We start from the raw sequence: 20,884 nt of genomic DNA, 5'->3' as shown, positions 1-20,884 counted from the left end.
CGCGCGCGTAGCCGAGCCGCAGGCGCCGCTGGAGGTTGCTTGCGGAGACCGACTTCGTCTCGATCGCCATCCGCACCGCCTCGCCGAACATCGTGTCCTCCTCGCCCTCGAAGTCCGCCGCCTCCTTCTTCTCGACGGTGACCGACTCGTCGAAGTTGGGGCGGGCCTGCTTCCTGAGGAACTCGGCCACCTTCAAGCACTCGTTGTCGGCGATGTACGAGCCGTGGAGCCTCAGGAGCCTCGCGCTTCCCGGGGGGAGGAAGAGCATGTCGCCGTTCCCGAGGAGCTTTTCCGCGCCGTTCGCGTCGATGATCGTCCGCGAGTCGACCTTGCTCGACACGCGCAGCGCGACGCGCGACGGGAGGTTGGCCTTGATGACGCCGGTGACGACGTCCACCGACGGGCGCTGCGTCGAGAGGATCAGGTGGATGCCGACGGCGCGCGCCATCTGCGCGAGGCGCGTGATCGAGTCCTCGACGTCGGCGGCCGCGAGGATCATCAGATCGGCCAGCTCGTCGATGACGACGAGGACGTAGGGAAGGGGCTTCACCTCGGGGCCGCCGTCGGCGGTGCTCTGCCCCCCCATCCCGGCCTTCCCCTGCTTCAGGTAGGCGTTGTACTGATCGATGTTCCGGACGCCGCACTCGGCCAGCGTCTTGTAGCGCCGCTCCATCTCGAGCGTGGCCCACTTGAGGGCGTTGCTCGCCTTCTTCGGCTCCGCCACGACGGGGGTGAGGAGGTGCGGGATGTTCTCGTAGATCCCCAGCTCCAGCCGCTTGGTGTCGATCATGATGAACTTCACCTCGTCGGGCGAGCATCGGAAGAGGATGCTGGCGATGATCGAGTTCAAGGTCACCGACTTCCCCGCGCCGGTCGCCCCCGCGATCAGGAGGTGGGGCATCTTCGCGAGATCGGCGACGTAGGGCTCGCCGTCGATCGTCTTGCCGAGCGCGAGCGTGAGGCGCGAGGGGCTCTTCTGGAACTTCGCAGACTCGAGCATCTCCCGCATGTAGATCGTCTCGCGGATGTCGTTCGGTACCTCGATGCCGACGGTGGACTTCCCCGAGACGCGATCGATGCGGACGCTCTCGGCCTCCATCGCGAGGCACAGGTCGTCGGCGAGCGACGTCACCTTGCTGTACTTGATGCCGGCGTCGGGCTTGAACTCGAAGGTGGTGACGACGGGGCCGGGATGGATCTCGATGACCGCGCCGTCCACGCCGAACTCGCGGCATTTCTCGGTGAGTTTCTTCGCCTTCGCGAAGAGCGCCTTGTCGTCCACCGTCGCGGAGGCCGACGCGGCCTGGAGGAGCGAGAGCGGCGGCAGCGTGTAGCCGCGCTCCCCCGGTCCTATCGGCAGGCGCGCCTGCTTCGGTGCGGGGCGGGGCTCGTGCTCGGGCGCGGGGCCCGCGGCGAGGCGGGGGGCCCTCTGCGGCGAGGGGGAGGGGCCGGCTTCGGCCTTCGGCCGCACGGGCGCCGCCGGGACGTCGAGGGTCTGGGAGCGGGCCTGCTTCTTCACGACCTGCTCGCGCATCCGATCGCGCCTCCGCCTCTCGGTGAACCTCGCGAGGGCGGTGCGCCCCTTCCGGGCCGCCGCGGCCGCCGCGCCGCCGAAGAGCTTGAGAACGTCGGGGAAGGAGACCTTCGTCGTGACGACGGCGCAGGCGAGGACGACGGTCAGGGAGAAGATGACCGCGCCGGCGCGGTTCATCACCGACGCCATGGCGTCGCCGATCGCCGCGCCGAGGATCCCCCCCGAGTCGACGCCCGCGCCGAGGAGGTTCGCGCCGAGCGCGAGGTGCAGCAGCGGCAGGAGCCCCAGGAGCATCCCGCCGAAGCCGACGAGGGCCGCGAGAAGGCCCGGCCCTCCTTTCCCGAAGATCCGCCGCAGACCGAGCCACGCCCCCGCGACGACGAGGACGTACGAGACGAGGCCGAAGATCTGGAGGAAGGCCTCCGAGAGGGTGGCCCCCGCGCGGCCGACGATGTTGTGCGCCGGCCCCGGGGAGGCGGCGTGCGCGAAGAACGAGGGGTCTCCCGGCGTGTGGCTGATGAGGGCGAGGGCGAGCGTGAAGCTGAGGGAGACCAGCGCGATGCCGACTGCCTCGCCGAGCCTGGGGATGCGGGCCATCAGACCTCCAGTACGACGGGGATGATCATGGGGCGCCGCTGCGTCCGCTTTCTCAGGAAGCGCTTCAGATCGGCCTGGATGCGCATCGTGATGAAGCCGTTGTCCCCCCGCTCCTCGACGGAGCAGCCGCGGATCGACTCCATGACGACCGCCGCCGCCTCGCTGAAGAGCTGCTTCTCGTCCTGCACCCAGACGAAGCCGCGGCTGACGATCTCGGGCTCCGACTCGACGTTTCCCGTGTGCTGGTCGATGAGCACGATCGGCACCACCACGCCGTCCTCGGCGATGTGGCGCCGGTCGCGGATCACCATCTCCTCGACCTCCTCGAGCGTGCCGTCGATGAAGACCGAGCCGACGCGGGCCTTGCCGGTGACGCGGGCGGACCCTTCGTCGAGCTCGATGATGTCGCCGGTCTCCGCGAGGAGCACCCGCTCGTCGGGCCACCCCATCTCGGTCGCGATCCGCGCGTGCTGCGAGAGGTGCTGGAAGTCGCCGTGGACGGGGATGAAGTACTTCGGGCGGGTGAGCGAGAGCATGATCTTCAGCTCCTCGCGGCTCGCGTGCCCCGAGACGTGGATGCGCGCCGGGCCGTCGTCGAGGAGGACGTCGGCCCCGCGCCGGCACAGGTGGTTGACGACGCGCCCGATGGGGCGCTCGTTCCCCGGGATGCGGCGCGCCGACAGGATGACCAGGTCGCCCCGCCCGATCGTCAGATCGCGGTGATCGTTGAGCGCGAGGCGCGAGAGCGCGCTCATCGGCTCCCCCTGGCTCCCCGAGACGATGGCGACGAGCTCGCCCGGAGGGTGGCGCTCGAGCTCCCGCGGGTCGATGACGATGCCGGGGGGGACGTGCATGTAGCCGAGCTCCTCGGACACGCGCACGTTCGAGGCGACGCTCCGCCCGAGGAAGGCGACCTTGCGCCCGGTGCGCGCGGCGATGGCGACGATCTGCTGCAGGCGGTGGATGTTGCTCGCGAAGGTGGTGACGATGACGCGCCCCTTCGCCGCCTTCACGAGCGGCTCGAGCGCCCTCCCCACCTCGCGCTCGGAGGGGGTGAACCCCGGCCGCGCGGCGTTCGTGCTGTCGGACAGGAGCGCGAGGACCCCTTCGGACCCGAGCTCGGTGAAGCGGCGGAAGTCGAAGAGGCGCCCGTCCACGGGGGTCTGATCGATCTTGAAGTCGGCGGTGTGGACGATCGTCCCGACGGGGGTGCGGATCGCCATCGCCACCGCGTCGGGGATGCTGTGCGTCACCTGCAGGAACTCGACGCGGAAGGGCCCGGCCTCGACGGTCTCCCCCGGGCGCACCGGGTTCAGCTCGTTCGCGTGCGTGTCGATCCGGTACTCCTCGAGCCTCTGGCGCGCGAACCCCAGCGTGAGCTTCGTGCCGTAGACGGGGCACTTCACCCTCTGGAAGAGATGGGGGAGGGCGCCGATGTGATCCTCGTGGCCGTGCGAGAGGAAGACGGCCTTCACGATGGCCGGCTCGTCGAGCAGGTACGTCATGTCCGGCACGATGAAGTCGACCCCGTGGAAGGAGTCCTCGGGGAACATGAGGCCCGCGTCGATCACGATGGCGGCGTCGCCGTAGCGGATCGCCATCATGTTCATGCCGAACTCCCCGAGCCCGCCCAGGGGAGTAGATCCGCAGGCACTCGGCGCGCGTCAGCGTTTCGGGACGCCGCGCGGGATCGACGCCGAGCGCGGCGACGCGCGCGGCCGCCGCGCCGCGATCGCCGCCGAAGGCGTGGGCGAGGTTGTGGGGGAGGGTGCGCCGCTTCTGGTGAAAGAGCGCGCGGATGAAGGGGGGGTACCCCTTCTCGGCATCCCCCTCGAGCTCCCGGCTCTCGCGCAGCGGCATCACCACGACGGCGCTGTCGACCTTCGGCGGCGGGGAGAACGACCCCGGGGCGAGCCGCATCACCACCCTCGGGGAGCTGTAGTACTGGGAGAGGACCGACAGCGACCCGTACGTCTTCCCCCCGGGGGGGGCGCAGATCCGCTCGGCCACCTCGCGCTGGAGCATGACCGTGAGCGAGGCGAAGAGGGGGGCCGCGAGGAGGGCCCGCGAGACGATCTCGGTCCCCACCGAGTAGGGGAGGTTCGCGAGGAGGCGAAACCGCGCGGAGGGAGCGGCATCCAACCCCCTGAGGTGGGCGGCGAGCGGCTCGTCGAGGGCGTCGCCGACCACGAGGTGCAGCCGCCCGTCGGCGCCGAGGCGATCCCTCAGCCCGGCGGCGACCGCGGCGTCCTTCTCTATCGCGAGGACGCGCGCCCCCGCGGCGAGGAGCCGCTCCGTGAGCACGCCGTGGCCGGGGCCGACTTCGAGCACGACCTCCCCGGGGACCGGGGCGAAGTTCGAGACGATCTGGTCCGCGGCCGCGAGGTTCCGGAGGAAGTGCTGCCCGAGCGATCGGCGCCGCCTCGGCGTCGTCATCGTCAACAGGCGCCGCGTGCGGCGCCTTCCTTGAACGTCGCGGCGCGGCGGGCGCCTTGCCGCCCGAGAACGCTGTGATAAGATTGACGACCCCAGACCGTTCCGCCCGAAACGCAGGGCGGCCACCGACAAGGAGCGCCGTTCCAGATGAGCGAAGGGATGATCGTTCTCACCGAGACCAACTTCGACGCCGAGATCGCGAAAAAGGACGGCGGCCCCATCCTCGTGGATTTCTGGGCGACCTGGTGCGCCCCGTGCCGGGCGGTGGCCCCGATCCTCGAGAAGCTCTCCACCGAGTACAGGGGAAAGGCGCGCATCGGCAAGCTCGACGTGGACGACAACCCCGCCATCGCGACCCGGTTCGGGGTGATGAGCATTCCGACCCTTCTCCTCTTCAAGGACGGCAAAGTCGCCGAGCAGATCATCGGCTCCCAGTCGAAAGAGGCGATCTCGGGGATGATCAGCCGCCACATTTCCTGATTTCCTGGTCCCGCGGGCAACGCTGAGCGGGCGTGATCGCGGCGGCCGCCCCGGCGCGAAACCGGACCCCTGCCGCCGCGTAGTCTACATCCACACGCGCGCGCGCCGCAGGCAGGGACGCGCGGCGACCCGGAGGCCACGATGGAAGGGGAAAGGTTTGAGATCCACATCGCGGACGCCGTCCTCGACGACCTGCGCGATCGCCTCTCCCGCACCCGCTGGCCCGACGAGATCGAAGGGGCCGGCGCCGCCTACGGCCTTCCCCTCGCCGCGCTCCGCGATCTGACCGACTACTGGCGCGAGCGGTTCGACTGGCGCGAGAGGGAGCGGGCGCTCAACGCCTTCGCGCACCGCCTCATCCCGCTCGCGGGCGGCCGCGTCCATCTCGTTCACGAGAGGGGGAAGGGGACGAGGCCGTTGCCGCTCCTCCTCACGCACGGCTGGCCGGGGACGTTCGCCGAGTTCGTGAAGGTCATCCCGCTCCTCACCGATCCGGTCCGTTGGGGGGGTGATCCGGACGACGCCTTCGATGTCATCGTGCCGTCGATCCCGGGCTACGGCTTCTCCGATCGGCCGAACGCCCCGGGGATGAGCAGCCGCCGCGTCGCGGGGATGTGGGCGGATCTCATGTCGGCGCTGGGGTACGAGCGGTACGGCGCGCACGGAGGGGACTGGGGGGCCGCCATCACGACGTGGCTCGCCGTCGACCACCCGTCGCCTCTCCCCGGAATCCACCTCAACTACATCCCGGGATCGTACCGCCCGCACCTCGGCCCGGGCGCGCGCGAAACGAGCGCGGCCGAGCGGCAATTCCTCGAAGGTCGCGATCGCTGGCTCGAGGACGACGGCGCCTACGGCCACGTGCAGGGGACGAGGCCGCAGACGCTCGCCTACGCGCTGAACGACTCGCCGGCCGGGCTCGCCGCGTGGATCCTCGAGAAGCTCCAGGAGTGGAGCGACTGCGGCGGCGACGCGCTGCGCCGCTTCAGCCGCGACGAGATCCTCACCCACGTGACGATCTACTGGGCGACGGGGACGATTGGCTCGTCGATGCGCCTCTACCTGGAGTCGAAGAGGACGCCGCTCCACTTCCGCGACGGGGACCGGATCGCGGTCCCGGCCGGCGTCGCCCGGTTCGCGAAGGAAGCGCCGATGCCCCCCCGCGAGTGGGTCGAGCGCGTCTACGACGTGAGGCGGTGGACCGAGTTCCCCCGCGGGGGGCACTTCGCCGCGATGGAGGAGCCCGAGCTCCTGGCGGCCGACATCCGGGAGTTCTTCCGGCCGCTCAGGTAGGCGCGGGCGTCAGATCTTCTTCGCCTCGCGCTTCAGGCTCGTGATCGTCAGGTCGCCGCTCCCGGCGTCGGCCACGATCGTCCGCCCGTACGATCCGCCGATGTCCATCCCCGCGATCTCGACCCCGTGGTGCGCGAGCGCCTCGAGCGCGGCGCGGATGTTGCGCTCGCCGAGCGTCTCCCGGTCGGTCGAGGGCGTGGCCGCGAACATGTGGGCTCCGCCCGCGACCTTCGCGACGCACGAGGCGGGGTGTCCCCCCATCTCGCGGATCGCCTCGAGGATCGCCGGGATCGCGGTGTCGGCGAACTTGCCCGTCGGCGCCGCAGGCCCCGCCGCGCCCCGTGAGGCGGGGGCCGGGAGGAGGATGTGGGCGAGCCCGGCGAGTTTTCGCCCCGGCTCGTGGATGAAGACGGCGACGCACGATCCGAGGCCGTAGATGGCGAGCTGCGCCGGGGCCTCGCGGACGAGGATCTCGCCCATGCGCACGCGCTCCACCACCGCCTCCCCACGCCTCACGCGCCCCGTCCCTCCGTCACGGCTCTCGGCTCTCGGCGAGGGCCTCGAGGATCCGGGGGAGCGATGCCGGGTCGGGCATCAGGAGGAGCTGCCCCCTCAGGTCCGGCTCGGCGGTGATCTCCGTGTGGATGACGAGCGCCGCGTCGGCGCGCTGCCCCTGCTCGATGAGGAGGACGTCGACGACGGCGCCGGCCATGTCGCTCGCGAACATCGGCACGCTCGGGATGAGGCTCATGCCGAGCGCCGCGCTCATCGCGTTCAGGTAGGCGCAGGTGAGGATGTTCCCCATCTCCATCAGCCCGGAGATCTCCATCTCGCTCATCTCGTCGACGCTGAGGGCGCCGGGCGGGAACAGGATCGCGAGGATCTTCAGGGCGGTCCGGGGGGGGAGCGCGAGGAAGACGCTCGCGCGGCAGTCGCCGAAGACCTTGAGGTGGATGCCGACGACGGGAGCCTCGGGGCCGCCGAGGAGAGCCGGCACGTCGGCGAGATCGACGCTCGACACGGCCGCGACGTCGAGCCTCACGGCGGCGCCCGTGAACTGGTGCAGCGCCCGCTCGGCGGCGTAGGCTCCCTCGACGCTGATGCGGCGGAGGCGCTCGAGATCCTTCGTTGCGAGGCTGAGGGTCGTCATGCGGGCCTCCCGGCTGTCAGCTCCCCGTGACCTGCCGGTGCAGGTTGGGGACGTCGAGGATGAGCGCGATGCGGCCGTCGTCGAGGAGCGCGGCGCCGCTGTACTCCCGCAGGTGCTCGAGGGGCGGCCCGAGCGGCTTCACGACCAGCTCGCGCCGCTCGAGGATCGAGTCCACCGCGAGCGCGCCGTGGACGGCCTCGGTTCGAAAGAGGAGGACGGGGAACCGCTCCGGCAGCTCCCGACCGTCAGGCTGCAGGCCGAGGGCGTCGTCGGGCCTGAAGGCGTGGAGGAGCGTGCCCCCCTCGTCGAGGAAGAAGCCGCCGCGGGATCGCCGCACGAGGTCGCGCGAGGCGAGCATCGTGCGGTAGGCGACCGAGCCCGGGACGGCGAAGATCGTGCCGCCCACCTCCACGAGGAAGGCGTCGATCACGGCGACCGTGAGCGGGAGGTCGAGGAGTATCGTCACCCCCGACCCCTTCTGCGTGCGGAGGTCCATGTGCCCGCCGAGCTTCTCGATCCGCGTGCGGACCACGTCCATCCCGACGCCGCGGCCGGACAGCTCGTTCGGGCGCTCCGTCGTGGAGAATCCGGGGATGGTCGTGAGGAGGAGGACGTCCGCGGGGGTGAGCGCGGCGGCGTCGGCCACCGAGATGAACCCCCCGTCGATGGCCGACTTCAGGATCTCGTCGGGGTCGATCCCGCGGCCGTCGTCCTCGATCTTCAGCCTCACGCGATCCCCCTCGCGGGAGACGGCGATGAAGATGCGGCCCGTGGAGTCCTTGCCGTGCGCCTCGCGCTCCTCCGCGGGCTCGATCCCGTGATCGACGGCGTTGCGTAACATGTGATTGAGGGGATCGAGGATCTCCTCGAGGACGGCGCGATCGAGAGCGACCTCCATCCCGGAGACCTGGAGCGCGACCCTCTTTCCCGTCTGCCGCGCGAGGGCGCGCACCGTCTGGTTGAGGTGCGGCGCGATGTGCTCGAACGGCAGGAGGCGGATCTCCATCACGTCCGCGCGCAGGCGGTCGATGGCCCCCGCGAGCTTCCCGTGGCTCTCGGTCGCCGTGTGGAGATCCTTTCCCTTCAGCGCGGCGCCGAGGCTGCCGCGCCACGTGATCAGCTCGCCGAGCGTGTCGAGAAACCTGTCGAGGGAGTGCGTCGGGATGCGGATCGTCGAGGGGAGCCCCGCCTCGCTCTCCCTCGGGCCCTCCCGGCGCGCCGCGGGCTCCACGGGGAGGAGCTCCTCGTTGAGGCTGTACGACGCGACGTCGAGGATCCCCTCGATCGCGGCGACGATCTTCGCGCGCGGGAGCTTCGTCGAGAGGAGCAGGGCGATCGATCCGTCGAACGGGGCGTGGCCGAGCGTCTCGCGCGCCGGCGTGGAGGTGAGAATCGAGCCGACCGAGTCGAGCTGCCTCAGCGCGAGGGCGGCGCGGGCGGCCGGAAGCTCGGCGTCGGGGTTGATCTGGAGCCGGCACCTGAAGACCGTCGCCCCGTCGTCCCCATCCGGCGCCGGTGCCGCGGCGCCGGCGATCCCGCCCGGCGCCCGCTCGGCACCGGGAGCGGGGGAGGGGGCGCTCTCTCCCGCCATCGCGACGGTTGCGCGCGCGACCGAGGCGGCGAGATCCTCCGTCCCGGGAAGGTCGTGCCCGCCTCCCGCCACGGTCTCCACCATCGACGCGATCACGTCGAGCGCGGCGACGACGAGGTCGGCGACGCCGGGGCGGCCGGCGCGGGCGGCGGGGTCCTTGCGGATCTCGTCGAAGAGGTCCTCGACCTTGTGGCTGAGGGTGGCGATCGGCGCGAACCCCATCGACGCCGCCATCCCCTTCAGCGAGTGGAAATGGCGGTAGAGGGCGTTGAGCCCCTCGGCGTCGCTCTCTCCGGCCGCGAGGCGCGCGATCTCCCGCTCGGCCTCCATGAGGTGCTGCCGCGCCTCCGAGACGAACAGATCGAGGTAACGGCTCATGTCCACGAGGACGTCACCTCTTCATCACGTTGTCGACGACCTTGAGCACCTTCTCCGGCGTGAAGGGCTTGACGATGAAGTCCTTCGCCCCCGCCGCGATCGACTCGATGACGAGGGCCTCCTGCCCGAGCGCGCTGCACATGATGATCACGGCCGTAGGGGTTCGGCTGAGGATCTCGCGGGTCGCCTCGATGCCGTCCAGCTCGGGCATCACGATGTCCATCGTCACGAGCTCGGGCTTCAGCTCGAGGAACCTGTCGACCGCCTCGCGGCCGTTCGCCGCCTCGCCGACGATCTCGAACCGTCCCGTCGTCTTCAGGATGTCCCGGATCATCGAGCGCATGTAGAGCGCGTCGTCCACGATGAGCACCCGCGTCGCCATTCGAAGCTCTCCTCTATCGCGTCCTGAAACGCTTCAGCACCCGGGCCTCGCAGTGGGCCGCGAGGTCGGCCGCGGAAAGCAGGTGCACCATCCGGCCGTCCATCTCCACGAGGGCGGCGTACGGCGGGGCGCCGAGGCCGTCCGCGGCGCGCGGGCCCCCCGGCCGGCCGCCCGAGATCGACGACTCCTGGCCGCGCCCGATGTCGACGCGCGCCCGCGTGAAGAGGGCGAGGTTTTCGCGCGGCGCCGCGAGGACCACCGCGTGGCCTGGGCCGTCCCCCCTCGGGCCGGGGCTCCCCGGCGGAGAGTAGAGGACGTCGACGTCGATCAGCGTCACCACGCGGCCGCGGATGTTCGCGACCCCGCGCACCGCCGCCGGCGCGCGCGGGACGGGGGTCACGCGCGTCACGCGGGCTACCTCGCGGATCTCGTCGAGGAGGACGCCGAGGCGATCCCCCGAGATCTCGAAGTGAACGAACGCCGCTTCGGCCACGCGCCCCCTCCGGCTACATCTTGAAGATCGAGACGAGATCCTTGAGCGTGTCGGAGGTGCGCGCGAGCTGCGCCGCCGACGTGTACATCTCCTGCATCGAGGCCGTCTGCTCCTGAGTCGCCGCCGAGGCCTCCTCGGTGCCCGCCGCGTTCGACTCGGCGATGCGCGCGATCTCCTCGATCGCCTTCACGAGCCCCTCGGCGCCCCGCGCCTGCTTGTCCGTGAGCCCCGAGATCTCCTGCACGCGGGCGACGACCGCGTGGACGGAGGCGGTGATCTCGTCGAGCGATCGCCCGGCCGCGTTCACGACGTCGCGCCCCTCGCGCGCCGACTCGTGCGAGTCGGCCATCGTCTGGATGACCTCGGCGGAGCCGTTGTTGATGTCCTGCGCGAGCTTCGAGATCTGCTCGGCGAAGACCCGCGCGTTCTCGGCGAGCTTCCGGACCTCCTCGGCGACGACCGCGAAGCCGCGCCCGTGCTCGCCGGCGCGGGCCGCCTCGATCGTCGCGTTCAACGCGAGGAGGTGCGTCTCCTGGGCGATGTTGCTGATGAAGTCGACGGTCTTGTTGATCTCGAGGGCGCGCTCGCGGAATCCCGCGACCGCGGTCGAGGCCTTCTCGACGCGCAGCGAGACCTCGTTGATCTTCCGCACGGCCGAGGTCGCGTACTCGCTTCCCTGGCGGGCCTTCTCCTCGGCCTCCCCCGAGCTCGCCGAGGCGGCGCGCGCCTTGGTCGCGATCTCCTCGACCGACGCCGCGAGGGTGCGGGTGATCTCCTGCGTGCGCGACACCATGTCGGCCTGGGTCTCGGCGCCGCGCGCGATGCTCTGGACGGTGTTCGATATCTCCTCCGTCGAGGCGTTCATCTCCTCGGCCGTGGACGAGAGACTTTGGGCCGACTCGAAGATGTGCTGGCTCGTCGACTTCACCTCGGTGACGACGTTCAACATGCTCCCCAGCATCGCGTTGAACGAGTTGGCGAGGTCCCCCACCTCGTCGCCGGCGGGGATCTCCACCTTCCGCGTGAGATCCCCCTTGCTGAGCGCCGCCGAGGCGATCGCCAGCTCCTTCAGGTTCCGGGAGTAGTAGCGCGAGAGGGTGAGCGCGGCGAGGCCGCCCATCACCACGTCGCCGCCCACGATGATCGCGACGAACCAGCCGAGCCCCGTCTGGGGGTTCTGCTGGGCGACGTAGAAGATGACCAGGTTGATGACGGAGACCAGGACCGCGACGATCAGGAACCCGACGAACAGCTTGCTCTGCATTCCGTTTCCCTCAGAGTCTCCGGTAGATCCGCTCCCTCACGTGGACGACCTCGAAGAGCGCGCGCGATTCCCCCGCGATCCGCTCCACGCGGCCGAGCGCGAGATAGCCGCCCGGGCGGAGCGCCGTTGCGAGGCGCGCGAGAATCTGCTGCTGCCGGTCGGCCTCGAAGTAGATGAGCACGTTGCGGCACAGGATGAGATCGAAGGCGCCGGCGGCGCTCCGGGCGAAGAGGCTCTCGACCCGGAAGGTGGTGACGGCGGCCAGGGCGCTCGAGGGGGCGCAGCCGCGCCCGCCGTCCACCCCCTTGAAACAGCGGGCCCGGATTTCCGTAGGGACGCCTCGGAGCGCGGCCATCGGGTAGACGCCGCGCTTCGCGGTCGCGATCGCCTGCCGGTCGACGTCGGTGCCGACGACGCGGATCGGGACTCCCGGCGCGTCGCGGGCGCACAGGTCCACGATCGACGCGAGCGACCAGGCCTCCTCGCCCGTCGCGCACCCCGCGGAGCAGAGGCGGACGGTCCGCCCGGGGGAGGCGGCGGCGAGGATCTCGGGGACGACGCGGGACTGGAGGAGCGCATAGAAAGTCGGATTCCGAAAGAATTGCGTGACCTTGGTGCTGAGCGCCGCGACGAGACGATCGGCCTCTTCGGGGTCGCGCGAGAGGAGCCGGGCGTACGCGGCCGCGCCAGAGGCCCGCGTGGCGCGCATCCGCGCCAGGAGACGCCGCTGGACGTAGGACCGTCGATAGTGCGCGAGGTCCTGACCCCTGCGGCGTCGCACCAGCCATCGGATCCGCTCGAATTCGCTCTCCGCATCCGCCTGCATCGGCCCCGTGAGGCGCGGCATTCTACCATGCGAGGGGGTGGGGTCAAGGCTAACTCCTTGACGGTGTTGGAGGTAGCGTCTACCATCGCAGGCCGCCGCGGCCGGCTGCAAAGATAATGACAGCGGGCCGCCGCATCAATGTTTGAGGGGGTTTATTGATGGCGACCGACATCCAGGCTGTGAACGAGCTCGTCCGGCGGGAGGGGGTCTTCGTCGAGGCCCTTCTCGCCGAGATGCGCAAGGTCATCGTGGGCCAGAAGGGGCTGCTGGACCGGCTCCTGATCGGCACGCTCACCGGCGGGCACCTCCTCCTCGAGGGGGTGCCAGGGCTCGCGAAGACGATGGCGGTCAAGACGTTCGCCGACGCGATCGACGCGAAGTTCCAGCGCCTCCAGTTCACCCCCGACCTCCTCCCCGCGGACCTCGTCGGCACGATGATCTTCAACCAGAAGGACACGGTCTTCGTCCCCAAGAAAGGGCCGATCTTCGCGAACATCGTTCTGGCCGACGAGATCAACCGCGCCCCGGCGAAGGTGCAGTCGGCGCTGCTCGAGGCGATGCAGGAGAGGCAGGTCACGATCGGCGATCAGACTTTCCCCCTCCCCGACCCCTTCCTGGTCCTCGCCACGCAGAACCCGATCGAGCAGGAGGGGACGTATCCCCTTCCCGAGGCGCAGGTCGACCGGTTCATGCTCAAGCTCAAGGTCGACTACCCCTCGCGCGTCGAGGAGCGCGAGATCCTCGAGCGCATGACCGGCCCCGTGCTCCCCTCCGCCGCGAAGGTGATCACGACGGACGCGATGAAGCGGGCGCGCGCGGCGGCGGCCGAGGTGTACGTGGACGATCGGATCAAGGACTACATCGTCTCGATCGTGCACGCGACGCGCCGCCCCGCCGAGTTCAAGCTCGACATCGCCGGGCTCGTCCAGTACGGCGCCTCGCCGCGCGCCACGATCTTCCTGACGACGGCGTCCAAGGCGCACGCCTTCATCCGGGGCCGCGGCTACGTCACCCCCGAGGACGTGAAGGCGATCGGGGCCGACGTCCTGCGCCACCGCCTCATCCTCACCTACGAGGCGGAGGCCGAGGAGGTGACGACGGAGGAGATCGTGCGGCGCGTGTTCGACGCCATCGAGGTGCCGTAGGCATGTCGGTGAGAGGCGTCCCCCCCGAGGTGATACGGGCCGTCCGGCGTATCGAGATCCGCACGCGCCGCATCGTCCAGGACTCCATGGCGGGGGAGTACCACAGCGTCTTCCGCGGCCGCGGGATGGAGTTCTCGGAGGTGCGCGAGTACCAGGTGGGCGACGACGTCCGCAGCATCGACTGGAACGTGTCGGCCCGCATGGGACACCCGTTCGTCAAGAAGTACGTCGAGGAGCGGGAGCTGACCGTTTTCATCGCCGTGGACGTCAGCGGCTCGAAGGACTTCGGCTCGCGGGGGCGCACCAAGGCGGAGCTCGCCGCCGAGGTCGCCGCCCTCCTCGCCTTCTCGGCGATCAAGAACAACGACCGCGTCGGCGCCATCCTCTTCACCGGGCAGGTCGAGAAGTACATCCCGCCGAAGAAGGGGAAGACGCACGTGCTCCGCGTCATCCGCGAGATCCTGAGCTACGAGCCGGTGGACAGGCGGACGGACGTCGGGGCCGCCCTCGAGTACGCGCGCCGCGTCCTCACCCGTCACTGCGTCCTCTTCCTGATCTCCGATTTTCTGGCCTCGGGTTACGACAAGCCGCTCCGGATCGCGGCGCGCAAGTACGACATGATCGCGATCTCGATCGAGGACCCGCGGGAGGCGTCGTTCCCCGACGTCGGCCTCCTCGAGATCGAGGACGCCGAGACCGGAGCGCGCCGCGTCGTCGACACCGGAGATCCCCGCCTCGAGGGGGCCCTCACGCTTTCGGCCGCCGAGCGCCGGGCCTCCCTCAAGAAATCCCTTCGCGCGTCGGGAGTCGATCTCGTGAGGCTTTCGACCGGCGAACCCTACGATGTCCCCCTCATCCGGTACTTCGAAGCGCGGGCCCGGTCCGCGCGGTGACGTGAGGCGCCCGGGCGTCCCCACCGGCGCCGCCCTCCTCGCGCTCGCGGCCCTCCTCACCGCCGCTCCCGCGGCCGGGGCCGTGGCCGCGCCGCCCGACGCGGCCGGCGCGGTGAAGCTCGACGTCCGGGTCGACAAGGACCACGTCGCGGTCGGCGAGCCAATCCTCGTGACGGTCACCGCCACCGAACCCCGGCCGCTGAGGTGGGAGCCCCGCTCCGTCTCCGAGAAGGCCGGGGTCTTCGACGTCGAGACGGTCTTCGGGCCGGGACCTCCGCCCCCCGATCCGAACGCCCCGCCCGCGGGCGGGAAAGCCGCGGACCCCAACGTCACGCAGTGGATCTTCAAGCTGACCGCGTTCGAGATCGGGAAGACGGAGATCCCCGCGCTCACCCTGAGGTACGCCCCCGAGGGGGGAGGGGAGAGCGTCGCGATCGAGACGGCGCCGATGAAAGTGGAGATCGTCGCCACCGTGAAGGATCCCGAGGAGAAGCCCGCGGACATCCGCTCGGGGTTCGGCCTTCCCGCCGAGCTGCGCGGCTGGCTCTGGCTCGCGGCGGGGCTCGTCGCGGCGATCGCCGCCGCGATCCTGATCCGCCGGTGGCTGAAGAGGCGCGCCGCGCGCCCGGCCGCCCCCGCGGCGCCTGAGGTTCCCTCCCGGCCGGCCTACGACCGCTACCGCGAGCTCCTCGAGGCGCTGCTCCGCGCGGGGCATCTCGAGGCGGGGCGCGTGAAGGAGTTCCACGTCGAGCTCGCCGAGATCGTGAAGCGCTACCTCGGCGAGGTCGCCGGGATCGACGCCGTGGACAGGACGTCGTGGGAGGTCATGCAGGACCTCCAGACGGTGAAGGCCCCGCAGGCGGTGAGGGGCGAGACGGGCGCCTTCCTCGGTGCGTGCGATCTCGTGAAGTTCGCGAAGCACCTTCCCGACCGCGCGGCCGCCGGCGCCACGGTCGAGTGCGCCCGCCGCATCCTCGATCTGGCCCGCCCCGCGCCCCCCGTTCCCCCCGCCGCCGGGGGGGGCGCGCCGTGATCGACTTCCGCTTCGCCGATCCCTGGCTCCTCCTCGCCGCCGCGGCGATCCCGATCGTCGTCTACCTCAAATTCCGGCACGAGCGGTCGCGGCGGGCGAGCCTCAGGTTCTCCAGCCTCGGCATGCTCGGCTCCTCGGGGACGACGGTCTGGTCGCACCTGAGGCACCTCCCGGCGGCCCTCCGCGTGGCGGCGCTGATCCTCCTCGCCCTCGCCTTCGCCCGCCCGCAGGCGGGGCACACCGAGGACGAGATGCTCACCCGCGGCATCGACATCATGATCACGCTCGACAACTCGACGAGCATGGCGGCCGAGGACCTCCGCCCTCGAAACCGCCTCGCCGTCGCGAAGGAGGCGGTGGCCGCCTTCATCGAGGGGCGCAAGAACGATCGGATGGGGCTCGTCGTCTTCGCCGGGCGCGGCTACACCGCCTGCCCCCTCACGCTCGACACGGAGGTGCTCCTCGGCCTCCTCTCGAACGTCGATCTCGCGAGCCGCGACGAGGGGACGGCGATCGGCATCGGGCTGTCGCTCTCCCTCAACCGCCTCCGGGGGAGCGACGCGCAGAGCAAGGTCGTGGTGCTCCTGACCGACGGCCGGAACAACCGGGGGGAGATCGATCCCTCCACGGCGGCGGCCCTCGCGAAGACCCTCGGGATCCGCGTCTACACGATCGGCGTCGGGACGCGCGGGGAGGCGCCGTACCCGGTCGAGGACCCGATCCTCGGGAAGCGGTACGTGTACCTGCGCGCCGATCTCGACGACGCGTCGCTGACGAGCATCGCCGAGGCGACGGGAGGGAAGTACTTCCGGGCGACCGACCGCGACTCGCTCGTCGAGATCTTCAAGTCGATCGACTCCCTGGAGAAGTCCGACATCAAGGTCCGCCACTACGCCCGGTGGAACGAGCTCTTCCCGTGGCTGCTGTGGCCGGCCGTCGGCCTCGTCGCGCTCGAGCTCACGCTCGCCGGAACGAAGCTGCGGAGGCTTCCCTAGATGCGCTTCGCGGAGGCCGGGATCCTCTGGGGGCTCACGCTGGTCCCCTTCCTCGGGCTCCTGCTCGTCTGGTCGATCCTGGCGCGCCGCCGGCGGCTCCTCTCGCTGGCCGACGCGCGGATCCTCGATCGAATTGTCACCACCGTGCCGCTGGAGCGGCGGTTCGTGAAGGCCGCGCTGGCGACGGCGGCGGCCGCGTTCATGGTCCTCGCCCTCGCGCGCCCGCAGTGGGGGATGACGGTCGAGCCGATGTCGAGGCGGGGGGTGGACGTCGTCCTCGCGGTGGACGTGTCTCTCAGCATGCTCGCCGAGGACCTGCGCCCGTCGCGCCTCGCGAAGGCGCAGAGCGAGGCGGCGCGCCTCGCCGATCTCCTCCCGGGGGATCGGATTGGCGTCGTCGCCTTCTCGGGTTCGGCGGCGACGCTGTGCCCGATGACGCTCGATCACGCGGCGTCGCGGATGTTCCTCGACGCGATGGACCCCGGGATCCTGAGCTTTCCTGGGACCTCCCTCGGCCTCGCGATGAAGCAGATCGCCGAGACGCTCAAGAGCAAGGAGAGGCGGTACAAGGCGGCGGTCGTCTTCAGCGACGGGGAGGACCACGCGGGGGAGGTCGACGCCGCGATCGCCGAGGCGGCGGAGCAGGGGATCATCGTCCATACTGTCGGCGTCGGCACGGCCGCCGGCGGGCCCATCCCGCTCAGAGACGATCGCGGCGCCGTCACCGGCTACAAGCAGGATCGGCAGGGGAAGGTCGTCACGACGCGCCTCGAGGAGCAGGGGCTCGCCGCCGTCGCCGAGAAGACCGGCGGCCTCTACCTCCAGGCGACCCCGGGCGAGGGGGAGATCGAGAAGATCGCGGAGGCGATCTCGGGAATGGACAAGCGGGAGATGCAGCAGCGCCTCCTCACGCGGTACGAGGAGCGATTCCAGATCCCACTGGCCGTGGCGATCGCCCTCCTCGTCCTCGAGGCGCTCATCCCCGATCGCGTGAAACCGCGAAGCGGGTCGGAGAGCCGCCCGGCGGCGGGGGGCGCGGGGCGGGCCGTCGTCGCGGCCCTTCTTCTTTTCGGCGCGGCGATCGTTCCCGCGTTGGCCGCGTCGGCGCCGGCGCTGGTCGACGAGGCGAACCGCCTCTTCAAGGAGGGGAAGTACGACGACGCGCTGAAGCTTTACACCCAGGCCCAGCTCTCGAAGCCCGACTCCCCGGAGATCCAGCTCGGCATCGGCAACGTCTTCTACCGCAAGGGGGAGTTCGACAAGGCGCGCGAGGCGTACCAGCGGGCCTTCGCCGCCCGCGACGGGAAGCTCTCCCAGAGCGCGCGCTTCAACTCGGGGACCGCGAGCCTCGCCGAGCAGAAGTACAAGGAGGCGATCGAGGACTACAAGGAGGCCCTCCGCGCGAACCCTCAGGACGCGGAGGCGCGGAAGAACCTCGAGCTGGCGCTCATGAAGTTGCAGAAGCAGCAGCCCCCGCCGCAGCAGGATCAGCAGAAGAAGGACGACAAGAAGCAGGACGGCAAGCAGCAGAAACAGCCGCAGGAGCCGAAGGACGGGGATCAGAAGAAGGATCAGAAGCCGCAGGCCGGCGCCACCGAGGAGCGGCCGAGCACTCCCACCGAGCGCAAGGATCGCCAGGAGGCCGAGCGGATCCTCGACGCCCTCAAGGGGGCCGACAAGCCCAAGGCCGAGGGGACGAAGCAGCGCCGCCCCGACAGGCCTCCCGAGAAGGACTGGTAGGATGAAGCGCGTCCCCCTGACTCTCGCCTTCGCGCCCCTGTTCCTGCTCCTGGTGATGGCCGCTTCCGCGCAGGGGGCCGCGCCGGAGGTGACGGTGCGCGCGGCGGCCGACGCCGATCGGATCGGGGATCGCGACGACCTCTCCCTCACGATCGAGATCCGCGGCGCGAGCCTCCCTCCCGTCGCCGAGCCTACGCTTTCGGGGCTGGCCGACTTCTCGATCGCCAACGGCCCGAGCACCTCCACCTCGACGTCGATGGTGTGGGACGGGGGGGGCGCGAAGGTCACGACGGTAAAGCGCTACGCGTGGACGCTCCTGCCGAAGCGGAAAGGGACGCTGACGATTCCGTCGTTCGCGGTCGTCGTCGGCGGCACGCCCTTCCGCACCGAGGAGATCAAGGTGGAGGTCGAGTCGGGGAGCCAGAAGCGGGCGGCGCCGCAGCCCCAGGCGGGGCCCTTCAACCTGGGGCCGTTCGGCCCGCGCCCGCAGCGCAAGGCGGCCGCTCCGGCGGGGGACATCTTCGTCGAGGCGACGGTCGACCGGAAGGAGGCCTTCGTCGGCGAGCAGATCCTCCTCACCTACAAGCTCTACACGCAGACGGAGCTCGCCGCCCTCCCGCAGCCGCGCCAGCTCCCGTCGTACACCGGCTTCTGGGTCGAGGAGATCCCGATCGATCCCCGAACGACGATCAAGCGCACCGTCGTCCGGGGGAAGGAGTACCTCGAGCTCACCCTCATGAAGAAGGCCCTCTTCCCCACGAAGAGCGGCGACCTCTCCCTGGACGAGACGGCCTTCGAGATCCTCGTGCGGGCCGACGGCGGCGATCCCTTCGACTCGTTCTTCAACCCCGCCCGGCCGATCTACCGGCGCACCGATTCGATGATCGTCAAGGTGAAGCCCCTCCCGGAGGCGGGGCGACCCGACTCTTTCCGCGGGGCGGTGGGCCGGTTCTCCCTCACCGCCGCGACCGACAGGAAAGAGGCGCAGGTGAACGACGCGGTGGGGCTGACGGTGAAGGTCGAGGGGGACGGGAACGTGAGGCCCATCGGCGAGCCGGTCCTCCCGGACCTCCCCGACTACCGCCGCTACGATCCGAAGGTCGAGGAGAAGAGCGACATCCAGGGCGATCGCGTGAAGGGATCGCGCACGTGGAGCTACGTGCTCGTCCCCCTTTCGGCCGGGGAGAAGGCGATCCCCGCCGTGAGGTTCTCGTACTTCGACCCGTCGGCCGGCGCCTACAAGGAGATCTCGGCGCCGCCGATCCCCATCAAGATCGCGCGCGGCAGCGGCTCGAGCGGCGGGGCCGACCCGCCGGGAGGTGTCAGGCGCGACGTCGTGGCCGTCGGCCGCGACATCCGCTACATCAAGCCGGAGTCGGCTTACGAGGGAGGGAGCGGCCTCGCCGCGAGCGCGTGGCTCTCCGCGCTGCTCGCCCTCCCCGTCGCCGGCAACGTCGCCGTCTACGCCCACCTGCGCCGCCGAGAGCGCTTCGCCGCGAACGTCGGGCTCTTCCGCGGGCGCCGGGCCTCGCGGGTCGCGCGATCGCGGCTCAAGAGCGCGCGCGCGCTGATGGCCTCGGGGACGGAGGAGGCCTTTTTCGCCGAGATGGACCGCGCCGTCACCGGCTACGTCGCCGACAAGTTCAACGTCGCGGCGGCGGGGCTCACGCGGGAGCGGATGCTCGAGATGCTCGAGGAGCGCGGCGTCCCGGAGGATCTGCGCCGGCGATCGATCGCCTGCCTGGAGCGGTGCGACTTCGGGCGCTTCGCCGCGCGGCAGGCCGCGCGCGATCAGGTGGCGTCGCTCATGGCCCAGGGGGAAGAGGTCCTGACGAGCCTGGAGCGGTTTCTTGCGTAACCCGCCGAGGTCCGCGCGGCGGGGCGTGGCCGCGGCATTTTTCGTCGCCGCATGCTTTCTCGCTTCTGCGTTCGCGCCCGCGTGGGGGGCGGTCGAGACCCCGGCGCGCGAGAAGTTCGCCGCCGGCAACGCCGCCTACGAGCGCGGGGCGTACCTCGAGGCGATCACGCTCTACGAGGAGCTTCAGCACGCGGGAGCCCGCTCTGCGGCCCTCGAGTACAACCTGGGGAACGCCCTCTTCAAGGCGGGGCGGCTCGGCCCGGCGATCCTCGCGTACGAGAGGGCGAGCCGCCTCGATCCGAAGGACGCCGACGCGGTAGCGAACCTCGAGTACCTCCGCACCCTGACGATCGACCGGATCCCCGAGGCGGCCTCGCCCCTCACGGCGCTCGGCATCACGTACGTGATGGATCTGACCAGCCGCGATCAGGACGCCGCCATCCTCGTCGCCCTCTGGCTCCTCGCCGGGGCGGCCCTGGTCGTCGCGCAGGTCGCATCGCGCGACGCCGCGCGGAGAATCGCCCTCTACGCCGCGCTCGTCTTCGCCGTGCCGGCCGTCCTCGCGGGGGGGGATCTCGCGCTGAAGTCGTACCTCGACGCGACCCGCGTGCACGCCGTCGTCATGGAGCGCGAGGTGAACGTCCTGTCCGGCGCAGGGGACGAGAACCCGACCCTCTTCACCGTCCACGAGGGGCTGAAGGTGAGGGTGAGAGGGGCGAACGGGGAGTGGACGCAGGTGCTCCTCGACAACGGCCTCGCCGGCTGGATGCGGGCCGACGCGCTCCGGGAGATCTGA

At 70.7% G+C, this 20,884-nt stretch carries 18 protein-coding genes and 3 pseudogenes; 9 read left to right on the top strand and 12 right to left on the bottom strand.

Annotation, left to right across the window (positions count from 1 at the left end; all coding sequences use genetic code 11):
• From HY049_02600 to rsmA, 5 genes and pseudogenes are all read right to left on the bottom strand, one after another.
• Positions 1–499, bottom strand: a 499-nt coding sequence (locus HY049_02600; GenBank protein MBI3447801.1) for a DNA translocase FtsK, incomplete at its 3' end; no start/stop codon positions are given.
• A 531-nt stretch (positions 500–1,030) separates the two neighbouring features.
• Positions 1,031–1,471: pseudogene (locus HY049_02595) on the bottom strand (DNA translocase FtsK).
• Positions 1,472–1,615: 144 nt separating this feature from the next.
• Positions 1,616–2,131: pseudogene (locus HY049_02590) on the bottom strand (DNA translocase FtsK 4TM domain-containing protein).
• On the bottom strand, positions 2,131–3,741 hold the full coding sequence (locus HY049_02585; protein MBI3447800.1) for a ribonuclease J: 1,611 nt from the start codon (positions 3,739–3,741) through the stop codon (positions 2,131–2,133). Before HY049_02585 ends, HY049_02590 begins: the two are co-directional and overlap by 1 nt.
• Positions 3,742–3,769: 28 nt before the next feature.
• Positions 3,770–4,567 (bottom strand): annotated as a pseudogene (gene rsmA / locus HY049_02580) (ribosomal RNA small subunit methyltransferase A).
• Positions 4,568–4,714: 147 nt separating this feature from the next.
• On the opposite strand from rsmA, the gene trxA reads away from it, so the two are divergent.
• Both trxA and HY049_02570 read left to right on the top strand, forming a co-directional pair.
• The gene (gene trxA, locus HY049_02575; GenBank protein MBI3447799.1) at positions 4,715–5,047 is read left to right on the top strand and encodes a thioredoxin; all 333 of its coding nucleotides are present in this window, start codon (positions 4,715–4,717) and stop codon (positions 5,045–5,047) included.
• 141 nt (positions 5,048–5,188) lie between these two features.
• Positions 5,189–6,340, top strand: coding sequence for an epoxide hydrolase (locus HY049_02570; GenBank protein MBI3447798.1), 1,152 nt, complete (start codon positions 5,189–5,191; stop codon positions 6,338–6,340).
• A 9-nt stretch (positions 6,341–6,349) separates the two neighbouring features.
• Here the strand turns inward: HY049_02570 and HY049_02565 are convergent, their stop codons facing one another.
• The 7 genes from HY049_02565 to HY049_02535 are packed head-to-tail and all read right to left on the bottom strand — an operon-like array spanning position 6,350 to position 12,379.
• Positions 6,350–6,856: a chemotaxis protein CheD gene (locus tag HY049_02565; protein ID MBI3447797.1), complete on the bottom strand. Its 507-nt coding sequence runs from the start codon at positions 6,854–6,856 to the stop codon at positions 6,350–6,352.
• Positions 6,857–6,872: 16 nt separating this feature from the next.
• Positions 6,873–7,490 (bottom strand): chemotaxis protein CheC, encoded by a 618-nt coding sequence (locus HY049_02560; GenBank protein ID MBI3447796.1) that lies wholly within the window; start codon positions 7,488–7,490, stop codon positions 6,873–6,875.
• A 16-nt stretch (positions 7,491–7,506) separates the two neighbouring features.
• A complete protein-coding gene (locus HY049_02555; GenBank protein MBI3447795.1) occupies positions 7,507–9,465 on the bottom strand; it encodes a chemotaxis protein CheA in 1,959 nt (652 codons plus the stop codon).
• Between the two features lie 7 nt (positions 9,466–9,472).
• On the bottom strand, positions 9,473–9,841 hold the full coding sequence (locus HY049_02550) for a response regulator (GenBank protein ID MBI3447794.1): 369 nt from the start codon (positions 9,839–9,841) through the stop codon (positions 9,473–9,475).
• A gap of 13 nt (positions 9,842–9,854) precedes the next feature.
• The gene (locus tag HY049_02545) at positions 9,855–10,334 is read right to left on the bottom strand and encodes a chemotaxis protein CheW (protein MBI3447793.1); all 480 of its coding nucleotides are present in this window, start codon (positions 10,332–10,334) and stop codon (positions 9,855–9,857) included.
• Positions 10,335–10,347: 13 nt separating this feature from the next.
• Positions 10,348–11,598: a methyl-accepting chemotaxis protein gene (locus HY049_02540; GenBank protein MBI3447792.1), complete on the bottom strand. Its 1,251-nt coding sequence runs from the start codon at positions 11,596–11,598 to the stop codon at positions 10,348–10,350.
• A 10-nt stretch (positions 11,599–11,608) separates the two neighbouring features.
• On the bottom strand, positions 11,609–12,379 hold the full coding sequence (locus tag HY049_02535) for a protein-glutamate O-methyltransferase CheR (GenBank protein MBI3447791.1): 771 nt from the start codon (positions 12,377–12,379) through the stop codon (positions 11,609–11,611).
• 203 nt (positions 12,380–12,582) lie between these two features.
• On the opposite strand from HY049_02535, the gene HY049_02530 reads away from it, so the two are divergent.
• From HY049_02530 to HY049_02500, 7 genes are read left to right on the top strand one after another with little or no spacing between them, the layout of a single operon-like run.
• A complete protein-coding gene (locus HY049_02530) occupies positions 12,583–13,569 on the top strand; it encodes an AAA family ATPase (protein MBI3447790.1) in 987 nt (328 codons plus the stop codon).
• Between the two features lie 2 nt (positions 13,570–13,571).
• Positions 13,572–14,462, top strand: coding sequence for a DUF58 domain-containing protein (locus HY049_02525; GenBank protein MBI3447789.1), 891 nt, complete (start codon positions 13,572–13,574; stop codon positions 14,460–14,462).
• A gap of 1 nt (position 14,463) precedes the next feature.
• A complete protein-coding gene (locus HY049_02520) occupies positions 14,464–15,495 on the top strand; it encodes a hypothetical protein (protein ID MBI3447788.1) in 1,032 nt (343 codons plus the stop codon).
• Complete coding sequence (locus HY049_02515) at positions 15,495–16,490, top strand: VWA domain-containing protein (GenBank protein ID MBI3447787.1); 996 nt, start codon at positions 15,495–15,497, stop codon at positions 16,488–16,490. Before HY049_02520 ends, HY049_02515 begins: the two co-directional genes overlap by 1 nt.
• The gene (locus HY049_02510; protein ID MBI3447786.1) at positions 16,491–18,230 is read left to right on the top strand and encodes a tetratricopeptide repeat protein; all 1,740 of its coding nucleotides are present in this window, start codon (positions 16,491–16,493) and stop codon (positions 18,228–18,230) included.
• 1 nt (position 18,231) lies between these two features.
• Complete coding sequence (locus HY049_02505; protein MBI3447785.1) at positions 18,232–20,088, top strand: protein BatD; 1,857 nt, start codon at positions 18,232–18,234, stop codon at positions 20,086–20,088.
• 25 nt (positions 20,089–20,113) lie between these two features.
• Positions 20,114–20,884 (top strand): hypothetical protein, encoded by a 771-nt coding sequence (locus HY049_02500; GenBank protein ID MBI3447784.1) that lies wholly within the window; start codon positions 20,114–20,116, stop codon positions 20,882–20,884.

It is taken from the genome of Acidobacteriota bacterium (genome assembly GCA_016195325.1).
Lineage (GTDB): Bacteria > Acidobacteriota > Polarisedimenticolia > JACPZX01 > JACPZX01 > JACPZX01.
Note: the sequence above shows the minus strand (reverse complement) of the source record. Positions and strands in the feature narration are given on the sequence as shown.